This window comes from Buttiauxella sp. B2, assembly GCF_006376615.1.
Lineage (GTDB): Bacteria > Pseudomonadota > Gammaproteobacteria > Enterobacterales > Enterobacteriaceae > Buttiauxella.
The window spans coordinates 1-21,102 of the sequence record NZ_VEXQ01000009.1 but is presented as its reverse complement, the minus strand read 5'-3'; the positions used below and the strand labels follow the sequence as shown (position 1 = coordinate 21,102).

Annotated in this window: 21 protein-coding genes and 1 rRNA gene; 15 read left to right on the top strand and 7 right to left on the bottom strand. The window is 48.3% G+C overall.

Annotation, left to right across the window (positions count from 1 at the left end; genetic code table 11):
* Positions 1-43: 43 nt before the first annotated feature.
* From rng to csrD, 6 genes are all read right to left on the bottom strand, one after another.
* Positions 44-1,513, bottom strand: coding sequence for a ribonuclease G (gene rng, locus FH968_RS11845; protein WP_139879681.1), 1,470 nt, complete (start codon positions 1,511-1,513; stop codon positions 44-46).
* Positions 1,503-2,096: a nucleoside triphosphate pyrophosphatase gene (locus tag FH968_RS11840; RefSeq protein WP_139879679.1), complete on the bottom strand. Its 594-nt coding sequence runs from the start codon at positions 2,094-2,096 to the stop codon at positions 1,503-1,505. Before FH968_RS11840 ends, rng begins: the two co-directional genes overlap by 11 nt.
* Before the next feature lie 8 nt (positions 2,097-2,104).
* Positions 2,105-2,593: a rod shape-determining protein MreD gene (gene mreD, locus FH968_RS11835; protein WP_139879677.1), complete on the bottom strand. Its 489-nt coding sequence runs from the start codon at positions 2,591-2,593 to the stop codon at positions 2,105-2,107.
* Positions 2,593-3,612: a rod shape-determining protein MreC gene (gene mreC / locus FH968_RS11830; protein ID WP_139879675.1), complete on the bottom strand. Its 1,020-nt coding sequence runs from the start codon at positions 3,610-3,612 to the stop codon at positions 2,593-2,595. The genes mreD and mreC overlap by 1 nt, the downstream gene beginning before the upstream one ends.
* A gap of 67 nt (positions 3,613-3,679) precedes the next feature.
* On the bottom strand, positions 3,680-4,723 hold the full coding sequence (gene mreB, locus FH968_RS11825) for a rod shape-determining protein MreB (RefSeq protein ID WP_034498906.1): 1,044 nt from the start codon (positions 4,721-4,723) through the stop codon (positions 3,680-3,682).
* Positions 4,724-5,030: 307 nt separating this feature from the next.
* Positions 5,031-6,971 carry an RNase E specificity factor CsrD gene (csrD, locus tag FH968_RS11820; protein WP_139879672.1) on the bottom strand — a complete coding sequence of 647 codons (1,941 nt, stop codon included), beginning with the start codon at positions 6,969-6,971 and terminating at the stop codon, positions 5,031-5,033.
* 312 nt (positions 6,972-7,283) lie between these two features.
* Between csrD and msrP the strand changes: the two genes are divergently transcribed.
* The 15 genes from msrP (at position 7,284) to FH968_RS11745 (ending at position 20,925) form a co-directional block, all read left to right on the top strand.
* On the top strand, positions 7,284-8,288 hold the full coding sequence (gene msrP, locus FH968_RS11815) for a protein-methionine-sulfoxide reductase catalytic subunit MsrP (protein WP_139879670.1): 1,005 nt from the start codon (positions 7,284-7,286) through the stop codon (positions 8,286-8,288).
* 1 nt (position 8,289) lies between these two features.
* Positions 8,290-8,889 carry a protein-methionine-sulfoxide reductase heme-binding subunit MsrQ gene (gene msrQ, locus FH968_RS11810; protein WP_139879668.1) on the top strand — a complete coding sequence of 200 codons (600 nt, stop codon included), beginning with the start codon at positions 8,290-8,292 and terminating at the stop codon, positions 8,887-8,889.
* A 232-nt stretch (positions 8,890-9,121) separates the two neighbouring features.
* Complete coding sequence (gene aroQ / locus FH968_RS11805; protein ID WP_139879666.1) at positions 9,122-9,574, top strand: type II 3-dehydroquinate dehydratase; 453 nt, start codon at positions 9,122-9,124, stop codon at positions 9,572-9,574.
* Between the two features lie 21 nt (positions 9,575-9,595).
* Entirely contained in the window at positions 9,596-10,069 is a 474-nt protein-coding gene (accB, locus tag FH968_RS11800) for an acetyl-CoA carboxylase biotin carboxyl carrier protein (protein ID WP_139879664.1), read from the top strand.
* Positions 10,070-10,079: 10 nt separating this feature from the next.
* On the top strand, positions 10,080-11,426 hold the full coding sequence (gene accC, locus FH968_RS11795) for an acetyl-CoA carboxylase biotin carboxylase subunit (protein ID WP_139879662.1): 1,347 nt from the start codon (positions 10,080-10,082) through the stop codon (positions 11,424-11,426).
* Positions 11,427-11,539: 113 nt separating this feature from the next.
* The gene (locus tag FH968_RS11790; RefSeq protein WP_139879660.1) at positions 11,540-11,782 is read left to right on the top strand and encodes a YhdT family protein; all 243 of its coding nucleotides are present in this window, start codon (positions 11,540-11,542) and stop codon (positions 11,780-11,782) included.
* On the top strand, positions 11,772-13,226 hold the full coding sequence (panF, locus tag FH968_RS11785; RefSeq protein ID WP_139879658.1) for a sodium/pantothenate symporter: 1,455 nt from the start codon (positions 11,772-11,774) through the stop codon (positions 13,224-13,226). Before FH968_RS11790 ends, panF begins: the two co-directional genes overlap by 11 nt.
* A gap of 11 nt (positions 13,227-13,237) precedes the next feature.
* The gene (prmA, locus tag FH968_RS11780) at positions 13,238-14,119 is read left to right on the top strand and encodes a 50S ribosomal protein L11 methyltransferase (protein WP_139879656.1); all 882 of its coding nucleotides are present in this window, start codon (positions 13,238-13,240) and stop codon (positions 14,117-14,119) included.
* A 411-nt stretch (positions 14,120-14,530) separates the two neighbouring features.
* The gene (gene dusB, locus FH968_RS11775) at positions 14,531-15,496 is read left to right on the top strand and encodes a tRNA dihydrouridine synthase DusB (protein WP_139879654.1); all 966 of its coding nucleotides are present in this window, start codon (positions 14,531-14,533) and stop codon (positions 15,494-15,496) included.
* Between the two features lie 25 nt (positions 15,497-15,521).
* Entirely contained in the window at positions 15,522-15,818 is a 297-nt protein-coding gene (fis, locus tag FH968_RS11770) for a DNA-binding transcriptional regulator Fis (RefSeq protein ID WP_003855228.1), read from the top strand.
* Positions 15,819-16,105: 287 nt separating this feature from the next.
* Positions 16,106-16,327, top strand: a complete 222-nt coding sequence (locus FH968_RS11765) for a hypothetical protein (RefSeq protein ID WP_034459881.1) — start codon at positions 16,106-16,108, stop codon at positions 16,325-16,327.
* Positions 16,328-16,772: 445 nt separating this feature from the next.
* Positions 16,773-17,798 (top strand): amino acid ABC transporter substrate-binding protein, encoded by a 1,026-nt coding sequence (locus FH968_RS11760; protein WP_139879652.1) that lies wholly within the window; start codon positions 16,773-16,775, stop codon positions 17,796-17,798.
* A gap of 69 nt (positions 17,799-17,867) precedes the next feature.
* Complete coding sequence (locus FH968_RS11755; protein WP_139879650.1) at positions 17,868-19,049, top strand: amino acid ABC transporter permease; 1,182 nt, start codon at positions 17,868-17,870, stop codon at positions 19,047-19,049.
* Between the two features lie 9 nt (positions 19,050-19,058).
* Positions 19,059-20,156, top strand: coding sequence for an amino acid ABC transporter permease (locus tag FH968_RS11750; protein ID WP_139879999.1), 1,098 nt, complete (start codon positions 19,059-19,061; stop codon positions 20,154-20,156).
* A 10-nt stretch (positions 20,157-20,166) separates the two neighbouring features.
* The gene (locus FH968_RS11745; protein WP_139879648.1) at positions 20,167-20,925 is read left to right on the top strand and encodes an amino acid ABC transporter ATP-binding protein; all 759 of its coding nucleotides are present in this window, start codon (positions 20,167-20,169) and stop codon (positions 20,923-20,925) included.
* 91 nt (positions 20,926-21,016) lie between these two features.
* Here the strand turns inward: FH968_RS11745 and rrf are convergent.
* Positions 21,017-21,102: ribosomal RNA gene (gene rrf / locus FH968_RS11740) — 5S ribosomal RNA — on the bottom strand; the annotation flags it as partial.

Here is a 21,102-nt window from a genome sequence, read left to right as displayed (position 1 = left end):
ACCGCCAAAGCGGAACGCAAATCTGCACCAACCGCACAGAGAGTTACATCATAACGACGTCGAACTGCTCCTGATTATAGAGCGGCTCGATCTGCACTTTGACTTGTTTGCCGACAAAAATTTCTACTTCGGCCAATGAATGGGACTCTTCGCTTTTCAACGCTTCCCCTACGGCTGGTGATGCGTATACCAGGAAACGGTCAGAATCATATGCGTGATGCACACGAACGATTTCACGCATAATTTCATAGCAGACCGTTTCAACCGTTTTAACGGTACCGCGCCCATGGCAAGTTGGGCAATCGTTACAAAGCACATGTTCCACACTTTCACGCGTGCGTTTACGAGTCATCTCAACGAGGCCAAGTTGCGAGAAACCGTTAATACTGGTTTTGACGCGGTCTTTGCTGAGCGCTTGTTCGAGTGAATGCAACACACGTCGACGATGGTCTTCATTACTCATATCAATGAAATCAATAATGATAATGCCACCCAGATTACGCAAACGTAACTGGCGGGCAATCGCCTGCGTCGCTTCGATGTTGGTATTGAAAATAGTATCGTCGAGATTACGATGGCCAACAAACGCACCGGTGTTGATATCCACGGTGGTCATCGCTTCAGTTTGGTCGATGACTAAATAACCACCAGATTTGAGCTCAACTTTCCGCTCCAGCGCGCGCTGAATTTCATTTTCGACATCAAAGAGGTCAAAAATGGGCTGGCGACCACTGTAGTGTTCGATTTTGCTGTTCATTTCCGGCATGTATTCTGCTGTAAATTCCAGCAGCATGTCGAATGTCAGGCGGGAGTCGACTCGAATACGGTCGAGTGCCGCATCGGCAAAATCACGCAGCACGCGTTGTGCCAGAGCCAGTTCACCGTAAAGCTGGCAACGCGTCTTGTTGCGTTTTTTGCGCTCGCTAACTTTGGTCCAGACGCGTTTGAGGTAAGCCGCATCTGATGATAAATCTTCTTCGCATACACCTTCGGCAGCGGTACGAATGATAAATCCGCCCTGTTCGTCACAATACGCATTGACGACTTTTTTAAGGCGATCGCGCTCAGCTTCACTTTCAATGCGCTGGGAAACACCGACATGCGAAGCGCCTGGCATAAACACCAGATAACGAGATGGCAGCGTGATATCCGTAGTTAAACGAGCACCTTTGGTACCAAGCGGATCTTTCACCACTTGCACCATTAAGTCTTGCCCCTGGCGCACCAGTTCGGAGATATCGCGTACTGTGAAGTTCTTCTGCTCTTCGCCCGCCACACATTCGGTATGTGGCATGATGTCAGAAGCGTGAAGAAATGCTGCCTTATCAAGGCCAATATCTACAAACGCCGCCTGCATCCCCGGAAGCACCCGGCTAACACGACCTTTGTAGATATTCCCTACGATCCCGCGACGTGCTTCGCGTTCAATATGAATCTCTTGCAGTATTCCACCGTCAATGTAAGCCACCCGAGTTTCCGATGGGGTCACGTTGACTAATAATTCAGCCGTCATGTTTTCCTCGTCCATCACGCAATGCGTGAAAATTACTCAGCAATTCATAGGTTTCAACTAGGGGTAAACCGACTACAGCATGGTAGCTGCCATTAATCTTCCTGACAAAACAACCACCAAGCCCTTGAATACCGTATGCACCTGCTTTGTCCATGGGTTCACCGCTGGCAACATAACCGGCGATATCCTGTTCCGATAATGCGCGAAATGTCACTTCCGTCGTCACAAGGCTTTCAAGCAATGATTCTCTGTCTGCCAGTGCAACCGCCGTCATCACCTGGTGTTGATTACCGGATAACAGACGCAGCATCTGAGCAGCATGTTGTCCATTTTTAGGTTTTTCCAACACACAGCCATTGTAGATAACAATAGTATCTGCTCCCAAAACCGGTAAATCATGCGGTGCAAGAGCAACACCTGCCCGCGCTTTATCACGCGCAAGGCGCACAACATATTGTTGTGCATTTTCGTGGCTCAGACGTTGTTCTTCCACATCGGTAATGATGCGTTCAAATGACACACCCAACTGAGCCAGAAGTTCATGGCGACGTGGAGAGCCAGATGCCAGATATAAAGATGTCATGTTCAATCCTATTGCACTGCAAATTGCTGGCGAATTTTACGCATCAACAAAAAGATCCATGGCCACAATATACCGTTGACCAGGCTGCTCCAGAAAATTTCTGGGCGGAAAGAGACGTTGATGACTAAAAACTCCGACCAGAAAACCATGACATCGGTCATCAATGACAACAGCATGACGACCAAAGCTTGCTGCCAAAGCGCGAGATTGCGGAATAGCTGGTATTTGTATGCCACCAGATAAGCAACGATGCTCAGAGATAACGCCCGTACACCAAGGGTGGAACCACTGATCAGATCCAGTATGGCACCCACCACAAAACCTGTTCCGACATTTACTCGGTGTGGCAAAGCCAGGATCCAGTACAGCAGGATCAGCAAAACCCAGTCCGGACGATAGACTTTCAAGTCGTCCGGCCAGGGCATTACTTGTAACAGTAAGGCGACGAGGAAAGAAAGCCAGATAACCCAACGGCCCTGGCTGCGGTAACTCCCCACTACTGCCCTCCCTGGGTAGCAGGAGCAGGAGAAGTGGTATTCCCTGCCGGTGTCTGAGTAATTCCCGTTGCTGGAGGCGGTACCGGAGCCGGTGGGCCTACAGAATCAGCCGGAGGTAAAACCTGCGGCATCATTTGCATCAGGCGCTCATTGGCGACACGATGAACTTCATCAGGCGGCATCGGGGTTTGCCCCTCGCGATCCGCACCCCACAACAGCAGCAAATAACGCAGACGTTGCAAACCAGCAGTCGGGCGAGCCTGAATGACTGTATATGCGCGTTGAGTATCGAGTTTCACCGAGGAAACGACACCCACTGGATAACCTTCCGGGAAGCGTCCCCCTAAACCAGATGTCACCAACACATCGCCTACACGAATGTCGGTATTTGCCGGTAAATGTTCCAGTTGTAGGTCATCAGTACAGCCGTTACCCGCTGCAATAACGCGGATGTCATTACGCAATACCTGAATCGGTAGCGCATGGGTTGCATCGCAAATCAGCAAAACGCGGCTTGTGAGTTTCGCGACCGCGACAACCTGGCCTACGACACCTTTATCACTGATGACTGGCTGACCTTCATAGACCCCGTTCACGCTACCTTTATCAATAACCACCTGGTCACTGTAAGGATCGTTAACGGTGGAGATAACCTGGGTCACCATTTTTTGCTCGTCCTGACGTAACGGCGAGCCAAGTAATTCACGCAGGCGTGCGTTTTCCTGACGATATTGACCCATCATCAGTAATTCGCTGTTTTTCAGGATCAGTTCCTGACGCAGTGCACGATTTTCGAGTTCTAGCTGATCGCGTGATGCCAGTGTTTGCGACACGCTGTCGAGCAATTCACGGGGACCATTTGAGACAAAATAGAAAGGGCTGACGGCAGTATCCATATACGTTCTAATCTGACTAAACGTACCCAGGCGACTATCGGCAATCATTACACCAATCGCCACCAGCACCGCCAGAATTAGGCGAAACTGCAACGAAGGACCACGGCTAAAAATTGGCTTCATAGGCTATGCGTATTCCAGGGCCTGCAAGAAAGGGCAATCTTAATGACTGCCCCTTACGTGCGGCTGATTACTCTTCGCTGAACAAGTCGCCGCCGTGCATGTCGATCATCTCCAGTGCCTTGCCACCGCCACGGGCTACGCAAGTCAATGGATCTTCTGCAACTACTACCGGAATACCCGTTTCTTCCATCAGCAGGCGGTCGAGGTTACGCAATAATGCGCCACCACCGGTTAGAACCATACCGCGCTCGGAGATATCAGAAGCCAGTTCTGGTGGACATTGTTCCAATGCAACCATCACAGCACTCACAATACCCGTCAATGGCTCTTGCAGGGCTTCGAGGATTTCATTGGAATTCAGAGTAAAGCCACGTGGAACACCTTCAGCCAGGTTACGACCACGCACTTCGATTTCAAGCACTTCATCGCCTGGGTAAGCAGAACCGATTTCGTGTTTGATACGTTCAGCGGTCGCTTCGCCAATCAGTGAACCGTAGTTACGACGGACATAATTAATGATGGCTTCGTCGAAGCGGTCACCACCAATACGTACGGAAGAAGAGTAAACCACGCCATTCAGAGAAATAACGGCAACTTCAGTTGTACCACCACCGATATCCACAACCATAGAACCGGTTGCTTCAGAAACTGGCAGGCCAGCACCGATAGCGGCAGCCATTGGCTCTTCAATTAAGAACACTTCACGCGCACCGGCACCCTGAGCGGATTCACGGATAGCACGACGTTCAACCTGAGTTGCGCCAACAGGCACGCAAACCAGAACACGTGGGCTTGGGCGCATAAAACTGTTGCTATGCACTTGCTTGATAAAGTGTTGCAGCATTTTTTCAGTCACGAAGAAGTCGGCAATAACGCCGTCTTTCATTGGACGAATAGCCGCGATGTTGCCAGGCGTACGGCCCAGCATCTGTTTAGCGTCATGACCGACAGCAGCAACGCTTTTCGGTGAACCGGCACGATCCTGGCGAATGGCCACGACGGATGGCTCATTCAATACGATGCCTTGTCCTTTTACATAAATCAGGGTATTCGCGGTACCCAGGTCAATGGACAGGTCATTGGAAAACATGCCACGAAATTTTTTCAACATACTAAGGGATAATCCTGAAAGCTGGGGCGGACACAAAATCCGCTTACTTTATCAACCACTCATTGCAGCGACAAGGCGCAAAAATGTTCTGCAATGGTGAAAAATTGTGCAGTTTACTACGACTGTGGCACCTTCGGCACGTTTATCCTCAACTGCAGAGGAAATAAACAAACGCTGTGGGTTAAACGAACAGTGCTGGGTAGCAAACTGGGTTCATTTCATGCTTCAACAATCTGGTCAGCAGGCTGATTCGCCCCCTTGAGATGCAGCGCGCGTTATTCTACGTGAAATATTTATAAACGGCAGGTTAAACCGAGTATCTTTGCGAATATTTTTTCACGTTGCTATCGAGTGGTTGAGAGGCCGCAAAAAAATCCCCCTGAGCACCCGCCACGCCTTTCTCCACCAGTGTCTGCCATTCACTTCGAGTTCTGACACCAACTGCAAAAACTTGGGTCTGAGTCCCGTTACAGGCCTCAACCAGGCTCTGCACAAACAACTGATTCTCGGTTCGTTTCTCAATATTTCGCACAAGCCCTGGGTGTAGTTTTATCAACTCGACATCCAAATCTTTAATATAGGACGTACTCACCACAGTCAAACCCGCCTGGGAGACAGCAATACGAACCCCCAATGCTTTGATCAAGCGAATCACAGGTTGCAAACGGCTGATGTGTTGACAAACATCTGCCTCTGCAAGTTCAAAAAGAATACGTTTACGAAGCGATTTTTCGCACTGCATCAATGCATCCCGCAACCAACGCTGGAACGGTACGCGAATCAGTGACTCGACGGACACCTGAATTGCCAGTGTTTCTTCTGGCCAGAACCCTGCTAACGGTAACAAACGGGAAATGATTTGTCGGTCATATTGCTCAGACAAACCAAACTGTTTCACCATTGGCAAATATTCTGCCGCCAGCACTTCTTGTTCGCCGTCGAAAATCCGACACATGATTTCCCGATGATGCACATAGCCATCACGCATCACCGACGGCTTCTGGTAAAAACGTGGACCACCACGCTGCAAGACCTGCTCAATAAGCGTACGCCATTTCACGTTACCTCGCCCTTTCTCAGGCAAACTATCGTCGTAAACCGACCAACCATTTGTCCCTTGCAGCGAAGCATTACGGGTCGCCACTTCCGCATTTTCCATTACTTGCTCTTTGCTTTGCCCACTACGCCACGCACAAATACCAATGTGCATCATGTCATTACGATCCAACATCCGCGTTGGGGGCAAAGAATCGACAGCTTTCAGTAACTGGCTGGCGATGCTATCAGCTTCTTTCAATGTGCGATGCGGTAATAAAACAGCAAAATCGCTGCGGAGATAGCGTGCCAGCAATGCTCCTGGATAACGCATCACAAATGTCGACAACATATTAATAATGGTAAACAAATACTCTTCTACTGCATTGCGTCCCCACGTTTCATGCAGGGTTTCAAAATCTGGTAGGCGAATTATCATGACGACGCCGTGTGCACCAACTTGCTCTTGCTCATCCAGTAAGGTAGCCAGTTGGTTATCAAAAAACAGGCGGTTATTCAGGCCCGTTTTTGCATCTTGTGCAGCAAAGGAGCGGATCAATGTATCCATTCTGCTACGTTGATCGCTGGCGTTTTGCAGATCAGAAAGTAACAAATCAAGCGCACTGCTGGCTTGGGGTGGCCATTCAAGCACCGAACCGCGAACATCAACGCCTCTCTCACCATTCAGAATGCGCCGCGCTCTGCTTTCCAGTAACTCTTGCCCCACCAGCTGCTTTTTCATCCAGCGTATCGCAAAGTACAGCACAATAAGCATGAAGCCAATGGTGATAGACAGAGGAACCGTCGTATAAAGCGAGTTGTAGTAATTCGCTACCGGGTCGCGATAAGTCAGGCTCAGAAACATCCCCGGATGCTTCATTAATTCAACGGTCACGGTACGGAAACTATAACTATTGCCGAGCAAACGGTAGGTTTGAGTCAGTTGATGTTTATAAACAGTGTTATCGCCAACTTTGAAATCGACCTCGGTGATATCAATGGGAACCATGACTTCGTTGAGGCGTTTGATTAGACCTTCAGGTGAGTTTGAAACCAAATCATTATCAATGATGGTGGCAACAGCAACCACGCGTTGATGAACTTTATAATGCATCGCATTAAAGAAGCTTAATGAACAACCAACGAGCGTCACAAAAATTGCGAGGCCGGTTAGTAGTGTCATAAAAGCAGAAAGTTTCGTCGTTAATCGCATCCTTGTGTTAACTCCGTTTGGTGAAGATACCCACCTCTATACCCTAACCGGCATAAACCGTGGCCTGACCTGCTGCGGCATTACATAGTAAAAGAGTTGGCCTGGCAAACACGGTGAACAGATTCTCACCCTTTGTTGCAAAGAGCACACTTTAATCATCTATTCTCAAGTATAGACTTCGATGGATTTTTTCTCATACACGCCGATTCAACTAAACCGCCAATCTGTTTAAGTTTCAATTTTTTGTGACATATTCGCAGGCTTGAGTGTTCTCCGTCATGCTTAGCCTATTGAGCAACGCAGGAGAATAAGATGAAGAAGGTCACCCGCTTCACTGAAGCCGATGTAACACCCGAATCCGTTTTTATGCTGAAACGCCGCCAGGTACTAAAAGCACTGGGTATCAGTGCGGCAGCCCTTTCGCTTCCTCAGACTGCACATGCGGATATTCTGTCGTGGTTTAAAGGTAACGACAGACCACCCGCACCATCGGGAAAGCCCCTGCAATTTAGCCAGCCTGAACAGTGGCAGGCAAAACTAGCCATGACTCCGGAAGATAAAGTCACCGGCTATAACAACTTCTACGAATTCGGTCTCGATAAAGCCGACCCCGCAGCCAATGCCGGGAGTTTAAAAACCGATCCCTGGAAAATCACTATCAGTGGTGAAGTAGCAAAACCACAAACCCTGGATCTCGATGACCTGTATAAGAAATTCCCACTGGAACAGCGAATCTATCGCATGCGTTGTGTTGAGGCCTGGTCGATGGTGGTCCCGTGGATAGGTTTTCCGCTCAGTAAATTGCTCTCTTTGGTTGAACCCACCAGCGATGCGAAATATGTCGCCTTTGAAACGCTTTACGACCCAGAGCAAATGCCTGGGCAAAAAGACCGTTTTATTGGTGGCGGATTGAAATATCCCTACGTTGAAGGCTTGCGCCTTGATGAGGCAATGAATCCTCTAACGATGCTCACCGTTGGCGTCTATGGCAAAGCACTCCCTCCGCAGAATGGCGCTCCGATACGCCTCACAGTGCCATGGAAATATGGTTTTAAAGGGATAAAGTCGATTGTCAGTATCAAGCTAGTTCGCGAATTACCACCTACAACATGGAATATGATCGCGCCCAATGAATACGGATTTTATGCCAACGTAAACCCAAATGTTGATCATCCGCGCTGGTCACAGGCAAGTGAACGATTCATTGGAGCAGGTGGCGTGCTTGACGTTAAACGTCAACCTACGTTGCTATTTAATGGTTATGCAGACCAGGTTGCTTCGCTGTATCGCGGTTTAAATCTGAAGGAGAATTTCTAAAGTGAGATTAACAGCGAAGCAGGTCACGGGGCTTAAAGTGATACTGCATCTCATCGCTTTTTTGCCTTTTGTCTGGTTGTTCTATGCCGCAAATCAGGGATTACTGAGTGCCGACCCAGCTAAAGATATCCAGCATTTTACTGGCAGGATGGCACTGAAGTTGTTGCTAGCGACATTGTTAGTCACTCCTTTGGCGCGATACGGGAAGCAACCGCTATTGATTCGAACCCGCCGTCTGTTGGGATTATGGTGTTTTGCCTGGGCGACAATCCATTTAACCAGCTACGCCATGTTGGAATTAGGTATCAACAATCTGGCACTTCTCGGTCGTGAACTGATTTCTCGACCTTATTTAACTTTAGGAATTATCAGCTGGCTGGTGTTGCTATCATTGGCAGCGACGTCAACCCAATCTTTACAACGAAAGTTGGGGCCACGCTGGCAAAAACTACATAACTTCGTCTATCTGGTCGCCATCCTCGCCCCCATACATTATTTATGGTCAGTGAAGGTTATATCCCCACAACCATTGCTGTATGCTCTGGGCGCAATCATCCTCCTGGCCTTGCGCTACAAGAAATTCCGGCTGTGGCTGCGTTAGGTCCAGATATGTGTTCTTCTCCGCAGAAAAGTGATAGGCCCTGCCCCTAAAAAGGATATGGGTTGATCATCTTCCCTGATAAGACCAGTATTTAGCTGCCAATTGCTACGAAATCGTTATAATGTGCGACTTTGGTTTTTCTGACAGGCCATTTTCTGGCTCTGAAGGTGACAACCGAGCAACTTAGGTATATTTTGTAAAATACCTACAAATTGCAGGAGATGGCAGCACGATGTCGGCTAATTATCACATTTTGCTTTTGAACGGTCCGAACCTTAACATGCTGGGTACACGCGAGCCTGAGAAGTACGGCACGCTCACTTTAGCTCAAATTGTTAACTCGCTCGAAGATGAAGCGAAAACGCTAAATGTCTCGTTCAGCCACCTGCAATCGAATGCGGAATATGAGTTGATCGACCGAATTCATCAGGCTAAAGATACTATTGATTTTATTCTGATTAATCCGGCTGCGTTTACTCATACGAGCGTTGCACTGCGAGACGCTTTGCTGGCGGTAGATATTCCTTTTATCGAAATCCATCTCAGCAATGTGCATGCGCGTGAACCGTTCCGCCATCATTCATATCTTTCTGATAAAGCGGTTGGTGTCATCTGCGGATTAGGCGCTGACGGCTATTCATATGCACTACAGACGGCGGTAAAACGCTTGTCAAAATCCATCTAAACAAGAGTACGGAACCCACTCATGGATATTCGTAAGATTAAAAAACTGATCGAGCTGGTTGAAGAATCAGGTATTTCTGAACTGGAAATTTCTGAAGGCGAAGAGTCTGTACGCATCAGTCGCGCACCGGCAAACACCGGTTTCCCGATGATGCAACAGGCTTATGCAACTCCTATGTACCAGCCGCAGCCAGGCCTGGCTGGCGCTATTGCTCCTGCCGCAACACCGGTAATGGAAGCGCCAGCGGCAGCTGAAGTCAGTGGCCACATCGTGCGTTCCCCAATGGTCGGTACTTTCTACCGCACCCCAAGCCCGGATGCTAAGTCATTTGTAGAAATTGGTCAGAAAGTTAACGTTGGCGACACTCTGTGCATCGTTGAAGCGATGAAAATGATGAACCAAATCGAAGCTGACAAAGCCGGTGTGGTGAAAGCCATTCTGGTTGAAAATGGTCAACCGGTTGAATTTGACGAGCCGCTGGTCGTCATCGAGTAACGAGGCGAACATGCTGGATAAAATTGTTATCGCTAACCGTGGTGAAATTGCTCTGCGTATTCTTCGTGCCTGTAAAGAACTGGGCATTAAGACTGTTGCTGTGCACTCAACTGCGGACCGAGATCTAAAACACGTACTGCTTGCAGATGAAACTGTTTGTATCGGCCCTGCTCAGTCCGTAAAAAGCTATCTGAATATCCCGGCAATCATTTCTGCGGCAGAAATCACTGGCGCAGTTGCGATTCACCCGGGTTATGGCTTCCTGTCTGAAAACGCCAACTTTGCCGAGCAAGTTGAACGTTCAGGCTTTATCTTCATTGGCCCACGTGCTGAAACTATTCGTCTGATGGGCGATAAAGTTTCTGCTATCAATGCAATGAAGAAAGCTGGCGTACCTTGCGTACCTGGTTCTGACGGCCCGCTGAATGAAGATATGGATAAAAACCGCGCCCATGCTAAACGCATTGGCTATCCGGTAATTATCAAAGCATCTGGCGGTGGCGGCGGTCGTGGTATGCGCGTCGTGCGTAGCGATGCCGATCTGGAACAATCCATTAATATGACCCGTGCGGAAGCAAAAGCAGCTTTCAACAACGATATGGTCTATATGGAGAAATATCTGGAGAACCCACGCCACATCGAGATTCAAATTCTCGCTGATGGTCAGGGTAACGCGATTTATTTGGCTGAACGTGACTGCTCTATGCAGCGTCGTCACCAGAAAGTTGTTGAAGAAGCGCCAGCACCAGGCATCACACCTGAACTGCGCAAATTCATCGGTGAACGTTGTTCTAAAGCGTGCATCGATATCAACTATCGCGGTGCAGGTACGTTCGAATTCCTGTTCGAAAACGGTGAGTTCTACTTTATCGAGATGAACACCCGTATTCAGGTTGAGCATCCAGTAACAGAGATGATCACCGGTGTTGACCTGATCAAAGAACAGCTTCGTATTGCCGCTGGTCAACCATTGTCTATCAAGCAAGAAGACGTCCTGGTTAAAGGCCATGCGGTAGAATGCCGTATCAACGCCGAAGACCCGAACACCTTCCTGCCGAGCCCAGGCAAAATTACTCGTTGCCATGTGCCGGGTGGTTTTGGTGTACGTTGGGAATCCCATATCTATTCCGGCTACACCGTACCGCCATATTACGATTCAATGATCGCGAAACTTATTTGTTACGGTGAAACCCGTGAAGTGGCGATCGCTCGTATGAAAAACGCCCTGGCGGAACTGATCATCGATGGCATTAAAACCAACGTTGATTTGCAGACTCGTATCATGAACGATGAAAACTTCCAGCATGGTGGGACTAACATCCACTATCTGGAGAAAAAACTGGGTCTCCAGGACTAAGTTTTTGTACGTTACATCGCTAAAAGGCCGATTTTTCGGCCTTTTTCTTTTTTGATCCTCATCCCGCCGCTATGCGTTACAATCGCCGCTTTCCGCCAACTCAAGGGACAACAATGGACGCGCGTTTTGTTCAGGCCCATAAAGAAGCCCGCTGGGCACTTTGGCTAACCCTTCTCTATCTTGCAGCATGGTTAGTGGCTGCTTACTTACCTGATAACGAAATCGGCCCAACAGGTCTCCCACATTGGTTTGAAATGGCATGCCTATTGGTACCTTTGCTGTTCATTTTCTTGTGCTGGGCTATGGTGAAACTCATCTTCCGTGATATTCCTCTGGAGGATGATCATGCAGCTTGAAGTCGTACTGCCTCTGGTAGCCTACTTATTAGTGGTATTCGGTATTTCGATGTATGCCATGAAGCGACGCACCACAGGTAATTTCCTCAACGAATATTTCCTCGGCAGCCGTTCGATGGGTGGATTTGTGTTAGCGATGACACTTACCGCCACCTACATCAGCGCCAGTTCGTTTATTGGTGGGCCTGGTGCTGCTTATAAATACGGACTGGGCTGGGTTTTACTGGCGATGATTCAGCTCCCGGCGGTGTGGTTGTCGCTTGGCATTCTGGGTAAGAAGTTTGCGATACTTGCTCGCCGTTATAACGCCGTCACCCTGAATGACATGCTGTATGCCCGCTACCAAAGCCGTCTACTGGTATGGCTGGCGAGTCTTAGCCTGTTGGTGGCTTTTATCGGCGCAATGACCGTGCAGTTCATTGGCGGTGCGCGCTTGCTGGAAACGGCAGCCGGTATACCTTACGAAACGGGTCTGCTGATTTTTGGTATCAGTATCGCACTTTACACTGCATTTGGTGGTTTCCGTGCCAGCGTTCTTAACGACGCGATGCAAGGAGTGGTGATGCTGGTTGGAACGATTTTGCTATTGATTGGCATCGTTCATGCCGCAGGTGGCTTACACAGCGCAGTGAATACGCTCCAGCATATCGATCCTAAGCTTGTTTCACCGCAGGGCGCGGAAGACATTCTCTCCCCAACATTTATGACTTCATTCTGGGTGTTGGTTTGTTTTGGGGTGATTGGTTTACCGCACACCGCAGTGCGTTGCATTTCCTATAAAGACAGCAAAGCGGTACATCGTGGGATTATCCTCGGCACGATTGTGGTGGCGATTCTGATGTTTGGTATGCATCTGGCTGGTGCGTTAGGCCGTGCGGTGATACCGGATCTGAAAGTCCCTGATTTGGTTATCCCGACGTTGATGGTTACGGTGCTGCCACCCATCGCAGCGGGTATTTTTCTCGCAGCACCAATGGCGGCAATTATGTCGACAATTAATGCTCAATTGCTTCAATCGTCTGCGACAATCGTTAAAGATCTCTATCTGAACATGCGCCCGGATCAGATCCACAATGAAACGCGCCTGAAAAGAATGTCGTCTGTGATCACACTGATTCTCGGAATCTTGTTGCTACTAGCAGCCTGGCGTCCACCAGAGATGATCATCTGGCTGAATTTGCTGGCATTTGGTGGGCTAGAAGCCGTGTTTCTGTGGCCGCTGGTGCTGGGCCTGTATTGGGAACGTGCCAATGCTGCAGGCGCACTGAGCGCGATGATTGTCGGTGGTGGCCTATATGCGGTGCTGGCGAGTTTAAAAATCCAGCTTCTGGGCTTTCACCCAATTGTGCCATCCCTATTACTAAGTTTGCTGGCGTTTCTGGTGGGCAACCGTTTCGGTCAGCCGCTTCCTGTTCCAGCACTCGTTTCAACTACTGATAAATAAAGAGTTTCGCTATGCCATGGATCCAACTGAAAATTAATACCTCTGGCGTAAACGCTGAAGAACTCGGCGATGCGCTGATCGAAAGTGGTGCAGTTTCCGTTACCTTTCAGGATACCCATGACACACCAGTATTCGAGCCATTACCTGGCGAAACCCGTTTATGGGGCGATACCGATGTGATTGGTTTGTACGACGCAGAAACAGACATGAAGGAAGTGATCGCTATCCTTGAGAACTGCCCGCTGCTGAGCGTCGGTTTCCCACACAAAATAGAACAGATTGAAGACAAAGACTGGGAACGCGAATGGATGGACAACTTCCATCCAATGCGCTTTGGTCAACGTCTGTGGATTTGCCCGAGCTGGCGTGATGTACCTGATGCTGATGCCGTCAACGTGATGCTTGATCCTGGTCTTGCGTTTGGTACCGGGACTCACCCAACTACCTCTCTGTGTCTTGAATGGCTCGACGGTTTGGACCTGGCCGGTAAAACGGTAATTGATTTCGGTTGTGGCTCTGGCATCCTCGCGATTGCCGCTCTGAAATTGGGTGCAAGCAAAGCGATTGGTATTGATATCGATCCACAAGCTATTCAGGCCAGCCGCGATAACGCACAACGTAACGGCGTTTCTGAACGCCTGGAACTGTATCTACCACAAGACCAACCAGAAGCCATGAGCGCCGATGTGGTGGTTGCTAACATCCTGGCAGGCCCTTTACGTGAGTTAGCACCGTTAATCAGCGTGCTGCCTGTTCAGGGCGGCTTCCTTGGACTTTCCGGCGTTCTGGCAAGCCAGGCTGAGGGGGTTTGCGAAGCGTATCAGGACAAATTCACTCTTGATACTGTCGCTGAAAAAGAAGAATGGTGTCGCATTACCGGCATCAAGCGCTAATTTTCATACAACAGTAACGTGGCTTTCGGTCACGTTACTCTATCTTTTCCTCTCCGGCCTCCACACCTCATGTAACAGTCAGATCAATTCATCTGAGTGATATGTCATAACAAAAATGAGAGATCGCTCGCAGAAAAACACTAATTTTGCTGATTAAACCAGCAGTTTATAGTGTGCTGCATGACTTAGTAATCACGAATTTCGCCTATGTGCGATGAAAATATAAAAGAGCACAAATCAATCAAAAACACGTAATGCTTTGAAAATAATCATTAATTTATTTATGGCATTGCACGGGATGAGGATTCATTGATCTACGACAGCTGATTGTTCAAAGTTTGGCCTTTCATCTCAGGTCAAAAATGCGTAATATACGCCGCCTTGCAGGCAAGTATGGTCATTTCTTAACTCATGCGCATTGGACACCACCAGCTCAGGAATCGACTGATAGCAGCACCGATGGCTGGAATCACTGACAGACCATTCAGGACGCTGTGTTACGAGATGGGGGCGGGGTTAACTGTTTCCGAGATGATGTCCTCTAACCCTGAAGTTTGGGCGAGTGATAAATCACGTTTACGAATGGTCCACGTGAATGAACCAGGTATTCGCACCGTGCAAATTGCCGGTAGTGACCCTGATGAGATGGCAGAGGCCGCACGCATTAACGTGGCTAATGGCGCCCAGATTATTGATATCAATATGGGATGCCCAGCGAAGAAAGTGAATCGCAAACTAGCGGGTTCCGCTCTTCTGCAATACCCAAGTCTGGTGAAGTCTATCCTGACAACGGTAATTAACGCAGTTGACGTGCCAGTTACGTTGAAGATTCGCACTGGCTGGGATACGGCGCACCGTAACTGTGAAGATATTGCCCAACTGGCTGAAGACTGTGGCATTCAGGCCCTGACAATTCATGGACGCACACGCGCCTGTTTATTCCAGGGAGATGCTGAATACGACAGCATTCGGGCAGTTAAGCAGAAAGTTTCCATTCCGGTAATCGCGAATGGTGACATTACTGACCCGCTTAAAGCCAGGGCTGTGCTTGACTATACAGGGGCTGATGCTCTGATGATAGGACGTGCAGCTCAGGGAAGACCCTGGATCTTTCGGGAAATCCAGTATTATCTGGACACTGGAGAGTTGCTTCCTCCACTGCCTCTGGCAGAGGTGAAGCGCTTACTTTGTGGACACATTCGGGAACTTCATGGCTTTTATGGTCATGCAAAGGGCTACCGAATTGCTCGCAAACACGTTTCCTGGTACTTACAGGAACACGCTCCAAATGACCAGTTTCGGCGCACATTCAACGCCATTGAGGATGCAAGCGAACAGCTTGAGGCGTTGGAGGCATACTTCGAAAATCTTGCGTAATTAGAAATAAAGAGCTGACAGAACTATGTTCGAACAACGCGTAAATTCTGACGTACTAACCGTTTCAACCGTTAACTCTCAGGATCAAGTAACACAGAAGCCCCTGCGTGATTCCGTGAAACAAGCACTGAAGAACTATTTTGCTCAACTGAATGGTCAAGATGTTAGTGATCTGTATGAGCTGGTATTGGCTGAAGTAGAGCAGCCATTGTTGGACATGGTGATGCAATACACCCGTGGCAACCAAACCCGTGCTGCCCTGATGATGGGTATCAACCGTGGCACGCTGCGTAAAAAATTGAAAAAATACGGCATGAACTGATTCCAATCAGTTAACTTGTTGTTTAAAAAGGCGCTACTCGGCATGGGGAAGCGCCTTTTTTAATCTCTAAAAATCGGGTCACTTCACTTTCCCTCCACATTTTTTTGCCTTGGTACACTTTTCTCCACTTTGTTTACACAGCACATGAATTGCAATTATTCCCCACTCTCTGCAGGTTCCTGTTGGTGATAAAATTACCATATTCACGCCGGTATAGGTTTTTAGATAGCCCGTAGCCTTAGCGATCGGGTTATCCCTGTCCGGAGTTTGGATTAATGAGGTTCCAAATGAAAAAGCTAATTGCCGCAGCGTTGCTTTCTACGCTTCTGGCGGGTTGTGCAACCAACTCACCTTGTGTGCCCGTTTATGACGATCAGGGCCGTCTCGTGCACACCAATACCTGTATGAAAGGGACCACTCAGGATAACTGGGAAACAGCAGGTGCTATCGCCGGTGGTGCCGCAGCGATTGCCGGGTTAACACTGGGTATCGTTGCGTTAACCAAATAAATTTCAGTACACATTAGAAAAAGCGCATCCTTCACTTCATGGGGTGCGCTTTTTTATTGGTAAATCCCTCTAACGTGAAACAAATCACTCAGTCCTCTTCATTTTGTTTTATTGCAGATTGAATCGTGAAACCCCTCACACATCTGCATTAATAATGTCCACCCTAATTTTCACGCCAGAAATTACTTCTTTTCAAATGATCAAAAGCTGAAACTTTTTTGCGCTGAAATGTGGCGTAGGTTTCAGTTTTGCACTGTTACGGGGCGCTGAGAATAATTATTACTGTCTACACTCTGCTTACTGCGACGAGTGGTACACGCATACCGTCTCCCGCAATCTTGGCACTCCACTTGCTTTAACCAGACTGGCTGATGCCACAGACAGGAAAATGGCGCCACCCGGACGCCAACACTTATAACGATAATTTCTCCACACAGGATGCATTATGAAAAAGACATTGATCTCCACTCTGGTCGCTGCCGGTGCATTATTCGCGCTTGCAAACCAGGCTCATGCTGGTACTACGTTTGACGCTGTAAAGAAGAAAGGTTTTGTGCAATGTGGAATAAGTGATGGCTTGCCTGGTTTTTCTTATGCCGATGCAAACGGTAAGTTTACTGGCATCGATGTGGATGTTTGTCGTGGTGTTGCTGCCGCAGTATTTGGGGATGCTTCTAAAGTTAAATATACCCCGCTGACTGCAAAAGAGCGTTTTACCGCGTTGCAGTCAGGTGAAGTAGATATTTTGTCACGTAATACAACGTGGACGTCCTCACGCGATGCGGGTATGGGCATGATGTTTACTGGAGTAACTTATTACGACGGTATCGGCTTCCTGACACATAACAAAGCAGATCTGAAAAGTGCTAAAGAATTGGATGGGGCAACGGTTTGTATTCAGGCGGGTACTGATACCGAACTGAACGTCGCTGACTACTTCAAAGCAAATAACATGAAATACACGCCGGTAACCTTCGATCGTTCCGATGAATCAGCCAAAGCGCTGGAATCAGGTCGCTGCGATACTCTGGCTTCTGACCAGTCACAACTCTACGCCCTACGTATCAAACTGAGTACTCCTGGCGAGTGGATTGTGCTCCCGGAAGTCATTTCAAAAGAGCCTTTGGGTCCAGTAGTGCGTCGTGGTGATGAGGACTGGTTCTCTATCGTGCGCTGGACTCTGTTCGCCATGCTGAATGCCGAAGAAATGGGTGTTGATTCTAAAAACGTTGACCAGATGGCTGCTAACCCCACAACTCCAGATATGGCGCATCTGCTAGGCAAAGAAGGTGACTTCGGTAAGGATCTGAAGCTCGATAACAAATGGGCTTACAACATCGTCAAACAAGTCGGCAACTACGCCGAAATCTTCGAACATAACGTAGGTTCCGACAGTCCGTTGAAGATTAAGCGCGGGCAAAACAACCTGTGGAACAAAGGTGGGATTCAGTACGCACCACCGATTCGCTAAGCGAGACGTCAGAAATGGGCACTACCGGGTAGTGCCCAGTGTTTGAGTTTATGTTACTGAGGTTCGCTTATGTCCCATCGCCGCCCAATCGTAAAAGGTGATTTATCCTTTTCTAATCCTGCGGTTCGTGCCTGGCTGTATCAGATTATTGCTGTCGTCGCCGTCGCTGGCATCGCCATTTACCTGATACACAACACAGTCACTAACCTTAGTAATCGTGGCATCACCTCAGGTTTTGCATTCCTTGACCGCAGTGCGGGTTTCGGCATCGTTCAACATCTTATTGATTATGAGCAGGGTGATACTTATGGTCGCGTATTTGTCATCGGCCTGCTGAATACCTTACTGGTTTCTGTGCTGTGTATCGTTTTCGCATCATTTATTGGATTCTTTCTGGGACTGGCTCGCCTTTCCGATAACTGGTTATTACGCAAACTCTCTACCTTTTACATTGAGACGTTCCGCAATATTCCCCCTCTATTGCAGATCTTCTTCTGGTACTTTGCAGTACTGCGTAACTTGCCTGGCCCTCGGCAGGCCGTCAACGCATTTGATCTTCTCTTTCTTAGCAACCGCGGGCTTTATATCCCTTCACCGCAGCCAGGTGCAGGGGCGCTAGCCTTTATCGCAGCAATTGCGGCGGCTTTGATATTATCTGCAGGTCTGTACCGCTATAACAAAATGCATCAGTTCAAAACCGGGCAGTTACGCCGTACATGGCCTTATGTTTTGGGATTATTGATATTGTTACCGGTGCTGGCTCAGGGAATTTTCGGCGCAGCATTGCACTGGGATGTTCCCGCGTTGCACGGTTTTAACTTTCGTGGCGGGATGGTTCTCATTCCTGAACTGGCGGCGTTAACTCTGGCTTTGTCAGTGTATACCTCTGCTTTTATTGCCGAAATTATTCGTGCCGGTATTCAGTCTGTCCCTTATGGCCAGCACGAAGCAGCTCGTTCATTAGGGATACCGAATCCTGTCACATTGCGCCAGGTCATCATCCCACAAGCAATGCGCGTGATCATTCCACCGCTCACCAGTCAATATCTCAACATCGTGAAAAACTCATCTCTGGCAGCCGCTATTGGCTATCCGGATATGGTTTCTCTATTCGCGGGGACGGTACTAAACCAGACAGGGCAAGCCATTGAGACCATCGCAATAACGATGTCGGTCTACCTAATCATCAGCCTGACTATTTCGTTACTGATGAATATCTATAACCGCCGAATTGCCCTGATTGAGCGCTAAGGAATTATGATGACAAAAATATTGATGTCACAAACGCGCCCAAAGACCATTCGTTTAGGTGCCATGCAATGGGCTCGTAAAAATCTCTTCTCCAGTTGGTCTAATAGTTTACTGACTATTTTCTGCCTATGGATGATGTGGGAGCTCATTCCCCCATTGTTAAATTGGACGATTTTCCAGGCTAACTGGGTCGGTGAGAGCCGTTCAGACTGCACGAAAGAAGGTGCATGTTGGGTTTTTATCCATGCACGTTTCGGGCAATTCATGTATGGGCTCTATCCACATGATCAGCGCTGGCGTATTAATCTCACCCTTCTTATCGGCCTCGTATCTATCATTCCAATGTTCTGGAGTGCCATGCCGCGCCGAGGTCGGTATATAGCTTTATGGGCGGTCGTCTATCCACTTTTTGTTTGGGGGTTGTTATACGGTGGTTTCCTGGGGCTGGATCGTGTCGAAACACGCCAATGGGGCGGGCTAACATTAACGTTGATCATTGCTTCGGTGGGAATAGCTGGCGCATTACCGCTGGGGATCTTATTGGCATTAGGCCGTCGCTCAAGTATGCCAGTAGTAAGAATTTTATCGGTGGTATTTATTGAATTCTGGCGTGGTGTGCCTCTGATAACCGTTCTGTTTATGTCATCAGTTATGTTGCCATTATTTCTTTCTGAAGGAACAAGTATTGACAAGTTAATTCGCGCACTTGTCGGGGTGATTCTGTTTCAGTCAGCTTACGTGGCTGAAGTGGTTCGCGGAGGCTTACAGGCTTTACCTAAAGGGCAATATGAAGCAGCAGAATCTCTGGCACTTGGATACTGGAAAACCCAGGGACTGGTCATCTTACCTCAGGCTCTGAAGATGGTGATCCCTGGTCTAGTGAACACCATTATTGCTCTATTTAAAGACACCAGCCTGGTGATCATTATTGGGCTATTTGATCTGTTTAGCAGCGTGCAGCAAGCCACTGTCGATCCAACCTGGCTTGGAATGTCGACCGAAGGCTATGTTTTTGCGGCCCTTATTTACTGGATTTTCTGTTTCAGTATGTCGCGCTACAGTCAGCATCTTGAAAAACGGTTTAATACCGGACGAACACCGCACTGAGGATAAATAAATGAGTCAAATGAGTCTACAGCCCGCTGATGCGATGATAATGCTAGAAAACGTTAACAAATGGTACGGACAATTCCACGTACTCAAAGATATCAATCTGAAAGTGCAACAAGGTGAACGTATTGTCCTCTGTGGCCCTTCCGGTTCGGGAAAATCCACAACAATACGCTGTATTAATCATCTGGAAGAGCATCAAAAGGGGCGGATTGTCGTTGATGGTACAGAGCTTAACGACGATTTACGCAATATCGAGAAGGTAAGGACTGAAGTCGGGATGGTATTCCAGCATTTTAACCTTTTCCCACATCTGACGGTTTTGCAGAACTGTACTCTGGCACCCATTTGGGTGCGTAAAATGCCCAAAAAAGAGGCTGAAGCATTGGCAATGCATTATCTGGAAAGAGTACGTATTGTGGAACATGCGCATAAATTTCCGGGGCAAATCTCTGGTGGGCAACAACAACGTGTAGCCATTGCACGTTCGCTATGTATGAAGCCTAAGATCATGCTGTTTGATGAACCAACTTCAGCACTTGATCCTGAGATGGTTAAAGAAGTGCTGGATACGATGATTGCCCTGGCAGAATCGGGCATGACAATGTTGTGCGTAACACATGAAATGGGCTTTGCACGAACGGTGGCAGACAGAGTGATCTTTATGGATCGAGGTGAAATTGTTGAGCAAGCTCCTCCGAATGAGTTCTTTGCCCATCCCAAGTCAGAACGTACGCGAGCATTTCTGTCGCAAGTTATTCATTAATCTTCGGGTTAAGACCGCTGTAGCGGTCTTTTTTAAACAGAATGCAAAACAAAAAGGCCATCCTTTCGGATGGCCTTTTTGTTGATTTGAAGCCTGGCAGTTCCCTACTCTCGCATGGGGAGACCCCACACTACCATCGGCGCTACGGCGTTTCACTTCTGAGTTCGGCATGGGGTC